At 50.5% G+C, this 14,279-nt stretch carries 6 protein-coding genes; 4 read left to right on the forward strand and 2 right to left on the reverse strand.

The window, feature by feature from the left end:
• Window positions 1-393 precede the first annotated feature (393 nt).
• Together HMPREF0650_RS07430 and HMPREF0650_RS07435 are read left to right on the forward strand one after the other, a co-directional pair.
• The gene (locus HMPREF0650_RS07430; RefSeq protein ID WP_375342088.1) at window positions 394-1,752 is read left to right on the forward strand and encodes a C1 family peptidase; all 1,359 of its coding nucleotides are present in this window, start codon (window positions 394-396) and stop codon (window positions 1,750-1,752) included.
• A gap of 57 nt (window positions 1,753-1,809) precedes the next feature.
• Entirely contained in the window at window positions 1,810-4,260 is a 2,451-nt protein-coding gene (locus HMPREF0650_RS07435) for a S9 family peptidase (RefSeq protein WP_004349679.1), read from the forward strand.
• Between the two features lie 52 nt (window positions 4,261-4,312).
• Here HMPREF0650_RS07435 and HMPREF0650_RS07440 read toward each other — a convergent pair whose 3' ends face one another.
• Entirely contained in the window at window positions 4,313-5,212 is a 900-nt protein-coding gene (locus HMPREF0650_RS07440; RefSeq protein ID WP_004349681.1) for a diaminopimelate dehydrogenase, read from the reverse strand.
• Between the two features lie 436 nt (window positions 5,213-5,648).
• On the opposite strand from HMPREF0650_RS07440, the gene ruvA reads away from it, so the two are divergent.
• Complete coding sequence (gene ruvA, locus HMPREF0650_RS07445; RefSeq protein ID WP_004349682.1) at window positions 5,649-6,263, forward strand: Holliday junction branch migration protein RuvA; 615 nt, start codon at window positions 5,649-5,651, stop codon at window positions 6,261-6,263.
• Between the two features lie 41 nt (window positions 6,264-6,304).
• The gene (gene sov / locus HMPREF0650_RS07450) at window positions 6,305-13,933 is read left to right on the forward strand and encodes a T9SS outer membrane translocon Sov/SprA (protein ID WP_040562834.1); all 7,629 of its coding nucleotides are present in this window, start codon (window positions 6,305-6,307) and stop codon (window positions 13,931-13,933) included.
• Here sov and HMPREF0650_RS13145 read toward each other — a convergent pair.
• A complete protein-coding gene (locus HMPREF0650_RS13145) occupies window positions 13,891-14,097 on the reverse strand; it encodes a hypothetical protein (RefSeq protein WP_155813611.1) in 207 nt (68 codons plus the stop codon). The genes sov and HMPREF0650_RS13145 overlap by 43 nt on opposite strands.
• Between the last annotated feature and the right edge of the window lie 182 nt (window positions 14,098-14,279).

Genomic DNA, 14,279 nt, shown 5'->3' on the forward strand with positions numbered 1-14,279 from the left:
GCTATTGGGAGATAAAAGCATGGCAATTGGCAATTTGTTCCATGCGAATGGGCCAAAAGATGATGCGTTTATGACTTGTTTTCTCTATTTCGCGATTTTGTTTTGTCAAAGAAAATGAATCGATTTAACAAACGAAAGGTTTGTTAACACGAACAGATTTCGTTGTGATTCGTAAGCAGACAAAAAGGGTTCCGTTGACAAAGAAAATCCCTTCTCCATGCCGCATATCTGTGTGCTGCAATGGTGATTAGGGCGGTTAAAAATGAGTTTTATCTTGAAATGCTGAATTTTTTCATGAAAAATGCTTATTTTTGTCAACAAATCAATTATACAAACAAAACTATCATGAAACAAAAATCTTTCTTCTTAGCTGCCGTCCTGCTGTTCTCGAGCATGGCCGTAGGAGCGCAAAAGCCTGGTGGACTATCTGCTGATCTATTGAAAAAGATACAGCAGGCACAACCATCTTCACCTGCCGACAAGGCTATCATCAATGCTGTGGCATCTAACAACATTGACGATTTGGTTAAAAACCGTGCCAATCAGGGTGCGGTAGACACCTATTTCAGCATCGAAACACCCAAGCAGAGCATACACGACCAGCAGAAAAGTGGCCGCTGTTGGATGTTCTCGGGCTTCAACGTGCTGCGCGCCAACTTTGCTAAACGGCATCAAGACACGCTCGCCGTGGAGTTTTCACATGCCTATTTGTTCTTTTATGACCAATTAGAGAAGGCCAATCTCATGCTGCAAGGTGTCATTGACAATGCGTCGAAGCCATTGGATGACAAGCGTATGCAGTTCTTCTTCAAGAATCCTGTCAATGATGGCGGTACCTTTTGCGGGGTTGCCGACTTGGCCGAAAAGTATGGTTTGGTGCCTATGAGCGTGATGCCCGAGACCTATTCGTCTGACAACACCAGGGTGATGGCTCGCCTGTTGTCATCTAAATTGCGCGAATATGGGCTGGAATTGCGACGCATGGTGAACGCTAAAAAGAAAAAAGCGGAGGTGGAAAAGCGGAAAACCGAGATGCTTGCCACCGTTTATCGTATCTTGTCGCTAACCATTGGCGAGCCTGTTCAGAACTTTACATACGCATTCAAAAACAAAGATGGCAAGACTGTCACACCACAAAAGCACTATACGCCACGCGAATTTTATAACGAGACGGTGGGACATGGGCTCAACGGAACGTTCATCATGGTGATGAATGACCCTCGACGGGCTTATCATGAAACTTACGAAGTGGAGTATGATCGGCACAGTTACGATGGACACAACTGGAAGTATCTTAATCTTCCGATGGAAGAGATTGCGCAGTTGGCCATCGCCAGCTTGAAAGATGGACACAAGATGTACAGCTCTTACGATGTTGGCAAGCAGCTGGATCGCAAGCGCGGCTATATGGATGTGGACAATTACGATTACGGTAGCCTGCTGGGAACAACGTTCAACATGGGAAAGGCCGACCGCATTGCCACGTTTGACAGCGGCTCTACACACGCCATGACATTGACAGCTGTCGACTTGGACGCACAGGGTAAGCCCTTGAAGTGGAAGGTGGAGAACAGCTGGGGAGCCGCTAATGGGCAGAAAGGTTGCCTCATCATGACCAATCAGTGGTTCAATGAGTATATGTTCCGCCTGGTTGTCAATAAGAAATACGTACCTGCGAAGTTGCTCAAGGAATACGATAAGACCCCAACCATGGTCATGCCCGAGGATCCTCTCTTTGGGTGTGATGAGTAAGGATAGAGGTCATGGTGGGCTATCCCTCCATTTTACCATTTCTAACCATTGAAAATAATGAATAAGTTTTATATCCTTTTATCAGCTGTCTTGTTGACAGCTGATTTTGTTTACAGCTCCGTCATTCCCGTGAAGACGGTTCGTTATGCCGGTCCTTTTGTGGTGCAGCATCCCCTGATGATTGACAGTGTCGATGTAAAAGGCCACACGTTCAACGCCAAGTCGCTGCTGGACACGCCTTTGTCGCTGGAACAAGTGCGTCAGGGACGGGAAGTTTCCGGCGAAGTGTTGCCCACTTCCGATGCACCATACGCCCTCCATTTGCTGGGTTTTCGCATTCAAGCCGACGGATATGGTCAGGCAACGGTCAAAGTGGGCAAGCTCTCCGATTTCAATTTGTATGTAGACGGTCAACAAAGTCGTGATGGTAAGCTGACATTAGAGCCGGGTTCCCACGATGTGGTGGTGAAATACCTTTCCAAACGCGGCCGGTCAGACACGTTGGACATACAGGTCGAGCCTCAGAAAGGAGCCTTGTTATCGGTTGGTGAGGGCGAAAAAACGTTCACATTGCGCAGCCTGACCGACCGTAGGTTCGTGACTGGAGTGGAGCTTTCGCCTGATGGTAAATACCTCATCACGGCTTTTCGGGACGTAGCACATGGTGGTAAAACGTCATATCGTTGGCAAGTGAAGGAACTCAAGACAGGTCATATCGTGGCAACTCGTAACGAAGCCGTTCACTGGATGCCGCATTCTCACGAGCTATATTGGGCTCGTCAGGGCAAATACAGTAGGGAGTTGATCACGTCAGACGTTGAGACGGGAATCGAAAAAGTCATCGCCACGAATCTACCGGAGGGTTCTTTCGTGCTGTCACCCACTGCCGATTACCTGGTGGTGATGCAGAAAAACGAGGGAAAGAAGAAAGATCGTGATGTCTATGAGATTACCGAACCCGAGGATCGGCAACCGGGTTGGCGCAACAGAACAAGTCTGTTGAAGTTTGATTTGCGCACCGGACTGGCCCAACCGCTCACCTTCGGCTATCACGACGTGTCGCTCTTGGACATCAATAACGATGGTTCCAAGGTGCTCTTCATGACCACTCGCACCCGACTTACTCATCGTCCCACCACCTTGTTCTCTGTTTTCAGCCTGGATGTGCGTACTCTGAAAGCCGATACGCTGGTCTTTGACGATGGATTCATCGCCAGTGCAGCCTTCTCACCCAATGGAAAAGAGATTGTGGTGATGGGCTCTCCCGAGGCTTTCAACGGCATCGGAGCCAATGTTCCCAATGGAAGAGTGCCGAGTATGTACGACTATCAGTTGTTTACGCTGCGCCTCTCAGACCGACAGGTCACGCCGCTGACCAAGACATTCAACCCCGGCATCAGTCAATACGCATGGAACCACGCCGACGGCAAGCTGTATTTTTCGGCCATGAACCGTGATAGCGTAAGCCTTTACTGCTGTGACACGAAGTCGAAGAAGATAGTGAAAATTCATCAACCCGAAGAGGTTGTCAAACACATGTCGTTCGCCCATTCGGCTCCTGTCATGGCATGGACGGGCGAAAGTGCGTCCAATGCCGACCGTGTGTACACCATGAACCTGTCTGCGAAGCGTCCAAAGGTGGTGGAAGACACCAATCTTCAAACCCTTGCCGGTATTCGCTTGGGGGAATGCAAGGCTTGGAATTTCGTCAATTCGCATGGAGATACCATCTGCACGCGCTATTATCTGCCGCCCCATTTCGACTCATCAAAGCATTATCCGCTCATCGTTAATTATTATGGAGGATGCTCGCCAACGAGCCGTAACTTTGAAACACGCTATCCGCACCATGCCTATGCCGCACTGGGTTACGTCGTGTTGGTCATCCAACCCAGTGGTGCCGTGGGATTTGGACAAGAGTTTTCTTCCCGTCATGTTAACACAGCGGGGCAAGGAGTGGCTGAAGACATCATCGAAGGAACGAAGAAATTCGTGGCCGACCATACGTTCATCAATAGCAAGAAGATTGGATGCATCGGCGCATCGTATGGCGGATTCATGACACAATACCTGCAAACGCAGACCAATCTCTTTGCGGCTGCCATATCGCATGCGGGCATCAGCGACCATACCAGTTACTGGGGCGAAGGTTATTGGGGCTATAGTTACAGCGAAGTGAGCATGGCCAACCGTTATCCTTGGACGGACAAGAAACTATATGTGGACCAAAGTCCGCTGTTCAATGCCGACAAAATTCACACGCCGCTGTTGTTCTTGCATGGCAGTGCCGATACCAATGTGCCGATAGGCGAAAGCATCCAGATGTTCACGGCACTGAAACTCTTGGGGCGCCCCACGGCCTTTGTGGTGGTAGATGGTGAGAATCACCACATCACCGATTACAACAAGCGTCTGAAATGGCAGAATACCATCTTTGCATGGTTCGCCAAATGGCTCAAAGACGATTCCACTTGGTGGGACCATCTGTACGGAGAGCCGAAGCTGTAGACCTGCTTTTCATTAGCTTTCCTTCCCTCTCAAAGAGGGAAGGTTAAAGCTGTTAAACCAGATGTTTGATGAGGTCTTCCCGCTCACCGGGCAGCATGTCGATGACAGGAAGCTCCACCATGGTGTAACATCCTGGCTGTTGGCGCATGCTGGCGCGTGCCACGTTGACCAATACTTGTGCGGTGAGCGCTGGATTGTTGATGCTCATGCTGAACTCCATGCGCTGGTTTTGCGTGTTGCCGCTCACTCCCTTGCGCACCAAGTGTACGCCATGTCCCATGTCACGCACCGCGTCAACCGACTCAACGGCCATGACATGCGTTTCGTCGTGTGCGAAATAGGGGTCGGCCTTGATTTCCTTGGTCACCTCATCGAGCGTGGCACCGTCTTCCAACTCCACGTATACCATGCGTCGGTGGATGCCCTCGCCCAGTGGAATGGTCATCGATAGCGCATTCTTCACGCCCTTCTTGCCTCTGGCGCACACGCTGTGTCCCATCGACATGCCTGGCCCGAAGTTGGTATAGCTAAGACCTTTCGGTGCCAAGCTCTGCATCAGCGTGCGCACAATGGAGTCGGATCCCGGATCCCATCCCGCACTAATGACGCTCACCGCATGGTGCTGCTTGCACAAGGGCATTAAGGCAGCGCGGTAATCAACGATGTCTGTGTGGATGTCAAAGCTGTCCACGGTGTTGATGCCAAGGGGTAAAATCTGTTGGGTGTGCTCCTTACAGCTGCGTGTGGGTGTCGCCAGGATGGCCACGTCCACGTCTGTCAGTTCTTTTATATCCTTCACAACCTCGTAAGCGGCCAACTCAGCTGGCTTGTTCTCAGCACCTTGGCGGCGTACGATGCCAGCTATCTCAAAATCTTCTGCGGCCTCCAATGCCTGAACGGCATAGTGACCTATGTTGCCGTAGCCTACTACGGCGGCTCTGATTTTCTTCATAATTGATTTTCTTTTCATGTATTACGCCCGGTCGGGGGTGATTATCCATGCCCCTGCCGAACCCGTTCAACAATCTTTTTTATGTCTGTAAATACGATAATCGTTCGCAAAATTATAAATTTCTCCAGACAAACAAAGATGATTTAAAAGGATAATCGCAATTTTTACATTTCTTTGAATGTAGCAAACCCTTTTTGGTTACAAAAACAAGTCATTGACTTTGGTGGGCAAACCCATTGACTTTGGCCTTCAAACCCAATGCTTTTGCCGCCCAAACTCAATGCTCTAAAAACCCTAATGATATGAGTTTTAAATGTCACCCGTATGCGTGAGCGGTTGGATGGCGGCTGCATGGTGTGTTCATTCTTTCCATGCGCCACGCAATAAGCGGGCCTTTGCTGCGTTATCTCTAGCGTATATATACATATTATAACACATGATAGAATACATCAGGGGTGAATTGACCGAATTAACTCCCGCACTGGCTGTACTCGAAGCCGCAGGTGTGGGCTATGGATTGAATATCTCGCTGAACACCTACAGTGCCATTCAGGGCAAGAAAGAGGTGAAGTTGTATGTGCACGAGTCGTTGGTGACGGGCGGACGTGATGACAATTTCACGTTCTACGGCTTCTTCTCGAAGCAGGAACGCGAGTTGTATCGCCTACTAATCACCGTGTCTGGCGTGGGTGCCAACACGGCCCGAATGATTTTATCCACTCTCTCGCCCGCCGAGTTGTGCAACGTTATCGCCAATGGTGATGAGCGGATGTTGAAGGCCGTCAAAGGCATTGGACTGAAAACGGCACAGCGCATCATCGTAGATCTGCGCGACAAAATCGTGAGCAGCGGTATTGCCACCGAGCTGCATGTAAGCAGTGAGCCTGCAACGGCGGTGGATGCCAGCATCCGTGACGAGGCGGTGAGTGCGCTCACCATGCTGGGTTTCTCGCCCGCTCCCAGTGCCAAAGTGGTGGAGGGCATCTTGAAATCCGACCCATCGCTGCCGGTAGAGCAGGTGGTGAAGTTGGCTTTGAAGCAAATCAAGTAAGCGTGCCGTGGTGAGGTACGTGTCAATCGCGGTAGTTCAGCATGCGGAATAAAAGGCGCATATATGGTTTTGTTGTGACATTGCTCGTCATGAGTATGGCGAGTTATGCCATGCGTATGCCCTTTTGGCAAGACAACCGCACGCGGACAACCAACAGGCAACAGCCTCAGAAGCAGACAGAACCGCAGCGGAAAGACACCATCGACATCAAGGCGCAGCCCCAGTTGGATGATGACCTCAATATCCCCGACTCGCTGTTGAATCCACGTTGGAAGATTCAGCGCACGCTCCCGGTGACGATTGACGACCTGAACCAGAGTCCATTAGACTTGAAACGTCCTCAAAATCTACAGCAGAATGTGATTTACAACGATACGCTTGACCGGTATATCATCGGCTCGAAAATCGGTGCGGCGTGGCTCAATGCACCCATCATGATGACGCCGGAGGAGTATCGGGCATGGAGTGAGAAACGACTTTTCGACCAGTATTTCCGCTCGAAGAACGCAGAAATCTTTGAAAACAAAGGGAAAGAGAAGTTCGACTTCACCAACATGCACTTTGAACTGGGACCGGCCGAGAAGATATTCGGCCCGGGTGGCGTGCGCATCAAGACGCAGGGAACGGCCGAACTGAAGTTTGGCGGCACGGTGAAGAAGATAGACAACCCCTCGTTGCCTATCCGCAACCGAAAAATGACCACGATGAACTTTGACGAGAAGATTAATCTTAACGTCAATGGTAGGGTAGGTGATAAGGTGAACATGAATCTCAACTACAACACCGACGCCACGTTTGACTTTGATGCGCAGAACCTTAAACTGAAATACGACGGCAAGGAGGATGAAATTATCAAGCTGGTTGAGGGGGGTAACGTGTCGTTTCCGTCCAACTCTTCATTGATCAAGGGAGCCAGTTCGCTGTTCGGTTTGCGTACGGACATGCAGTTTGGTAAGCTCAAGTTGCAGATGGTGGCCTCGCAGAAGAAGTCGGCCGACAAGAGTGTGTCATCGCGCGGTGGCGCACAGTTCACGCCGTTCGAGATTAATGTGGCCAACTATGAGGAGAATCGCCACTTCTTTTTGTCACAATACTTCCGTCAGACGTACGATGACAACATGAAGTCGCTGCCCAATCTGACATCGGGTGTGAAGATCAATCGGGTGGAAATCTGGGTCACCAACAATTCAGGTGTCACCACAAACACCCGTAACATCATCGCATTGACCGACTTGGGCGAGAACAAATACATCTCCAATGGACTGTGGAATGCCACGGGACAGATGGTTCCTTCTAACAATGCGAATACCGAATATGGCACGTTGGTGGGCCAACTTGCGTCGGCACGCAACATCGATCAGTCGACAACGGTGCTCGATGGGGGCGGACTTGTGGGCGGTGTTGACTATGAGAAGCTGGAACGCGCGCGGCTTTTAAATCCCTCTGAATACACAGTTAACACGGCATTGGGTTACGTTTCGCTGCGCATGGGATTGCAAACCGACCAGGTGTTGGCCGTAGCATACGAATATACTTACGGTGGTGCCACCTATCAAGTGGGCGAGTTTGCCAGTGACGTGACCGATGTGAATGCGGCGTTGTTCGTCAAGTCGCTCAAAAACACCAGCAACAACCCACGACAAGGCAACTGGAGGCTGATGATGAAGAACGTGTACGAGTTGGCCAGTAGAGTGGAGCGCGAGAAGTTTCGCTTGGATGTGAAGTTCCAAAGTGACACCGCCGGCGTTTATCTCACCTATATTCCTGAGCCACAAGTGAAAGACCAACCCATCATTCGGCTGCTGGGTGCCGACCGATTGGATAACAACAACAAGCCGCATAGCAACGGCTATTTTGACTTTGTAGAGGGTTATACGGTGAGCGATGGTCGCGTGTTCTTCCCCGTGGCCGAGCCTTTTGGGTCGTATATCCATCGCTATTTGGTGAGCAAAGGTGTGAATGAAGAGAAAGCCAAGCGGTATGCTTTCACCGAGTTGTACGATTCTACTAAGACCGTAGCCAAGCAAATCGCCGAGAAAAACAAGTATGTGCTGATGGGACAGTTCAGGGGTTCGGCGGCCAACGTCATATCCTTGGGAGCCTACAACGTGCCGCAAGGGTCGGTTGTGGTGACGGCTGGTGGCGTTAGGTTGACCGAGAATGCCGATTATTCGGTTGACTATGCGGCAGGGGAGGTGACTATTTTGAATCAAAGCATTATCAATGCGGGGACAAACGTTAACGTTTCGCTGGAGAGTAACACCGACTTTGCGCAGGAACGAAAGACGATGTTCGGCGTGAACTGGGAGTACGATTTCAGCAAAGACCTGCAACTGAGCGGTACGTTGCAGCATCTTTCTGAACAAGCCTTAACCAACAAAGTGAACATGGGGTCTGAGCCGTTGAACAATACCCTGTGGGGAGTCAACCTAAACTGGAAGAAAGAGAGTCAGTGGCTCACCAATGTGTTGGACAAAATCCCATTCTTACACCTGACACAACCATCGAACATCTCGCTCAATGCCGAGTTTGCACAGCTCATCGCAGGGCAAAGTCATGGCACGCAAGACAACGCTTCGTATCTCGATGACTTTGAAAATACGACCAACAAGATAGATGTTTCAACGCCAACATCATGGATCATGTCGAGTGTGCCGTCGATGTTTCCCGAGTATAGTGACAAGACTACCCTGCGCAGTGGCTACAATCGGGCGCTCTTGGCTTGGTATACCATCGACCCATTGTTTACCCGTCGCAGCAGTTCTTTGACGCCAAAGCATATCAAGAGCGACTTGGAACAGCTGTCCAATCATTACGTTCGCGAGGTGTATGTCAGGGAGTTGTACCCCAAGCGCGACCAAAGTAGTTACAGTGGAGCCACCGCTACTCTTCCAATCTTGAACCTTGCGTACTATCCAAGCGAGCGTGGACCGTACAACTTCAACCCTGATTTGACGGCAAAGGGGTTGCTCAACAATCCCAAACAGAAGTGGGGTGGCATGATGCGGAAGCTGGATTACAGCGATTTTGAATCGTCCAACATCGAATATATCGAGTTCTGGATGCTCGATCCGTTCATCTATACCCGTCAAGAGGGTACCGCCAGCGAGTACGGAGGCGACTTCTATATCAACTTGGGTGAGGTTAGCGAGGACATTCTTCATGACGGAAAGAAGTTTTATGAGAGTGGACTTCCCGTCGATGGAACGCAAACTTATATCACAACCCAATGGGGAAAGATTCCCACTCCGGCCACTGTGACGTATGCTTTTGCCACAAACAAGGGGGCAAGAGCTTTGCAGGATTTGGGCTTCAATGGCCTGACTGACGAGGAAGAGAAAAACTTTGAAGCTTATCAAGACTTCTTGAAGCAGATTCAAGGCAAGGTAAGTCCGGACGTGTTCAATGCCATTTTGAACGACGTGGCCAACGACAACTATCATTATTTCCGTGGTCGTGACTACGATGAGATGCAGGCTTCCATCCTAAGGCGGTACAAATACATCAACAATCCGCAAGGAAACTCGCCCGATACCGATACGCGCGGCGAACGTTATGATACGTCGTACAAGGGCACACCCGACGTGGAAGACATCAATCAAGACTACACTTTGAACGAATATGAGAAGTATTTTCAGTATCATGTGTCCATCCGTCCGGAAGACTTGGTTGTTGGAAAGAACTACATTGTAGACAAACGTGATGCCATAGCGCCCCTAAGAAACAAGAAAAAGGAGCCAGTTACCTGGTATCAGTTCCGCATTCCGATACGCGAATTCGAACGCCGTTTCGGTTCAATCTCCGACTTCACCAGCATTCGTTTCATGCGAATGTTCCTCACAGGGTTTGAAAAACCCATCGTATTGCGATTCGGTAGCTTCGATCTGGTGCGTGGAGATTGGCGCATATACGAGCAACAACTCGATCCTGCGGGTTCCAATTCGGGCACCATGTCGGTGAGTTCAGTCAACATTGAGGAGAACAATGACAAGACACCTGTTAACTATGTGTTGCCTCCTGGCATTAGGAGAGCGCAAGATCCCACGCAACGTCAGCTGGTTGAAGCCAACGAACAGGCGTTGGATATCGTGGTTTCAAATCTCGCTACGGGTGATGCTAAGGCGGTTTATAAGAACGCTTCAGTCGATCTTCGTCAGTATATACGCCTGCAAATGTTCGTGCATGCCAACGCCATGGAGCAGAATACGACCAATTTGCAGGATGGTCAGTTGGCTGTTTTCGTACGCTTGGGCAATGATTATAAGAGCAACTATTACGAGTATGAGATTCCCCTGAAGCTGACGGCACCCAAGGAATACAACCGCTACTCGTTGTCGGATGTGCGCGAAGTGTGGCCCGAAGAGAACATGTTAGACATTCCTTTGAAGCTATTTACCGACCTGAAGCGACAGAGAAACAAAGACAAAGCGCAAGGACAAGCATCGTATAATCGGGTTTATACAAGCTACGATCCCGACAAACCCAACAACAAAGTCAGCGTGATGGGTAACCCTACGCTGGGCGAGGTGAAGACTATGATGATTGGTGTGCGCAACAAAGCGGGCGAAATGAAGTCGGGTGAGGTGTGGGTTAACGAACTTCGTTTGCTGGAATACAACAACGAAGGCGGTTGGGCGGCACAAGGTAACCTGAATGTACAGATGTCTGATTTCGGAACGGTCAATCTCCAAGGACGCTATATGAGTGAAGGTTTTGGCGGATTGGAAGAGGGTGTGGCCCAAAGGTCTACCGATGATTACCAGAATTACAGCGTGACAGCCAACTTGGAGCTGGGCAAATTCTTCCCGGAAAAAGCCCATGTAAGCGCACCTTTGTATTACAGTGTGCAGCAAGAACAGCTCAGTCCGAAGTACAATCCGCTGGACACGGACATGCGATTGAAAGATGCTTTGGATGCTGCCTCTAACCGTCAGGAGCGCGACTCGATAGAGAGCATCGCCGTGACCAAGACCACCAACACCAATTTCTCGTTGTCCAACGTGCGCGTGGGCATCCAAACCAAGCGCCACCCCATGCCCTACGACCCAGCCAACTTCTCGTTCTCGTACAGTCATTCACATCGAAACACCAGCGGAGAAACCACCGTTTACGAGAAAGAAGACAGTTGGAACGGTAGCCTTTCATACAGTTGGACACCCGTGTTCAAGCCTTTGGAGCCATTCAAGAAGATCAAGAACAAGAGTAAATGGTTTGACATTCTGAAACGATTCGGTCTGAATTGGCTGCCGCAGAACATCGCCTTCAACACCGACATGATGCGCAACTACTACGAATTGCAAGAGCGTGACATGCAAGACCTGGGCGGTTCACAACTTCCATTGACCTTTAATCAGCAGTTTATGTGGAACAGAGACTTCACGCTGCGTTGGGATCTCACCAAAAACATCCACATGAACTTCCAAAGCACCACCCAAGCCGAGATTGAAGAGCCTTACACTCCCGTTAACAAAGACCTGTATCCCGACCGCTATTCGGCCTGGAAAGACTCGGTGCGAACCAGCATTCGCAACTTTGGCACGCCGCTGGATTACCGTCAACAGTTCTCCTTGTCGTACCAACTGCCGCTTAACCTCCTTCCCATTTTCGACTGGGTGAACGCCGATGCCAACTACTCGTCCAATTATTCGTGGGTTCGCGGAACCCGTTTGGAGGACGGTACGTCGCTCGGCAACATCGTCACTACCAACCGAAGGGTGAATGTCAATGGCCGTTTTGACCTGCAACGCTTGTACAATCACATCCCCTTCCTGAAAGCTACGAACGACCGATTCAACCGCAATCCGCAGCGTAACGCCACTAACCGCTCACGGTCATCGAGAATCGTTGGCAACGATGGCAACCGAAACACCCGAAACAAGAACGCGCGGAACGCAGCCAGACGTTCGGCACAAGATGCTAAGGCCGAGGCACAAAAGAAACAATTGCCCAAGAACAAGAAAGGATTTGAGCAGCAAATCACGCTCCTGCCCGACACCACCATCACCGTGAGCCACGGCAAGAAGAGCAAGCGGCTCATCGTTTCGGCCCGCACAGAGGATGGAAAAACCTATCACTTGAAGTACAAGAAGATTAATCCAAACACCATCCGCATCAAGAATAAGGTTGATTCGGCCTTGAAACTCAAGATTACCGTCTTACCGAAAGAGCCGTTGGAGAATAAAGGTTGGTACCGAACGGCACAGTCGGTGGCGCGCCTGTTGATGATGGTGCGCAACGTCAGCGTGAGCTATCGTGACGACTATGCCATGGCGTTGCCGGGATTCTTGCCTACGGTGGGTGATGCTTTCGGGCAGACCAAAGCACCAAGCGCACTCTCGCCGGGCCTCGACTTCGCCTTTGGTATGGTGGATGATTCGTACATCGAGCGAGCCAGGGCAAACAATTGGCTGTTGATTTCCGACTCCATAGCCACGCCGGCCACGTCTAATCACACGCAAGACCTGCAGCTGCGCATGACTTTGGAGCCTGTTCGTAACTTCAAAATCGATTTGAATGCCAGTCGCACGCAAACCACTTCAAGGAGCGTGCAATACATGTATCAGGGCAACCCGATGACCCAAACCGGCAATTTCACCATGACCACCCTCTCGCTTCGCAGCGCCTTTGAGGGGATAGGTGACGCTGGCAACGGCTTCCGCAGCAAGTCGTTTGATGATTTCTGCCAGTCGCTCGACGGCTTCCGTCAGCGGGTTGAGGCGCAATATGCGGGCTTTGTCTACCCCAAGGGCACACCGCTGGCCGGCCAACCTTTCGAGCCTGCCAATGGTGGCGTAGACCGCTACAGCTCGGATGTCATGATACCCGCCTTCCTCTCCACCTACACCAGTATGGGTGGTCATTCGCTCAACATCTTCCCTTCGTTGGCAAGACTGCTGCCTAACTGGACCATTCGGTACAGCGGACTGGGCAAACTGCCTTGGTTCAGGGATGTGTTCAAAAGTGTCACCCTCAACCATTCCTACAAAAGCATCTTCGCCATTGGGTCGTACAGCAGCTACAGCACCTTCCAAGAGTTTATGAACGGCTTGGGATTTGTCACCAACGCCACCACCGGAATGCCCGTTCCCAGCAGCATGTACAACGTTTCTGCGGTGAGCATCAACGAGGCCTTCTCGCCTTTGTTGGGGCTGGATGTCACGTTTAACAACAACTTGACCACCCGTTTGGAATATCGATCAACACGCGTGTTGAACCTCAGTACCACGAGTGTGCAAATCAATGAGGCCATCAGTCGCGACTGGGTGCTGGGCATGGCGTATAAGGTTAACAACCTGGAGCTATTTGGCGGCAACAAACGACGTGTGGTTCGGCGTACGAAGGGCAATGGCCAGCAGCAGCAACAACAGCAAAACAGCAGCACCAGCAACCGCAACAGTACCAGATCGAACCGTGACCTGAACATGCGCCTTGACCTGAGTTACCGCCGACAGGCAGCCATCAGTAGGGACATCGCCACCATGACCAGTGCCGCAAGCAGTGGCAATACAGCCTTCAAGTTCCAGTTCTCGGCCGACTATACGCTGTCGCGTCTGCTCACCATGACGCTTTATTACGACCAACAAACCAACACGCCGCTACTCTCCAGCAGCAGTTTCCCGACCACTACTCATGATTTTGGCGTCAGTCTCAAGTTCAGTCTCACCCGATAACGCTTCGCCTCGCCGCCGCTGTTGTTCATCGGAAGGAGCCTGTTTGTATGGGATATTTTCTTGACAATCACTTCGCCAATACTTCCATATTTTCGTTCTTCGCCCTGTCGGCGGCAAATATCGCCAAAATAGCGCATTTGCTCTTCTTGCTGATGTTCAATCACTTAGCTTGTTTTGAGACTCCTTTTTGATTTCACCACTTATGCTTTAGCCCTGCAAAAGCATGCTTATTGCCGTCTTAGTAGCATGCTTTTGCGCGTCAATCTGTACGTTCTAAGGCAGTAAAGTCATTGACTTTGGAGCCATAAGGGCATGATTTGCGCCCGAAAAGGCTTTCAGAAGCGTC

This window comes from Hoylesella buccalis ATCC 35310, assembly GCF_000177075.1.
Taxonomy (GTDB): Bacteria; Bacteroidota; Bacteroidia; order Bacteroidales; family Bacteroidaceae; genus Prevotella; species Prevotella buccalis.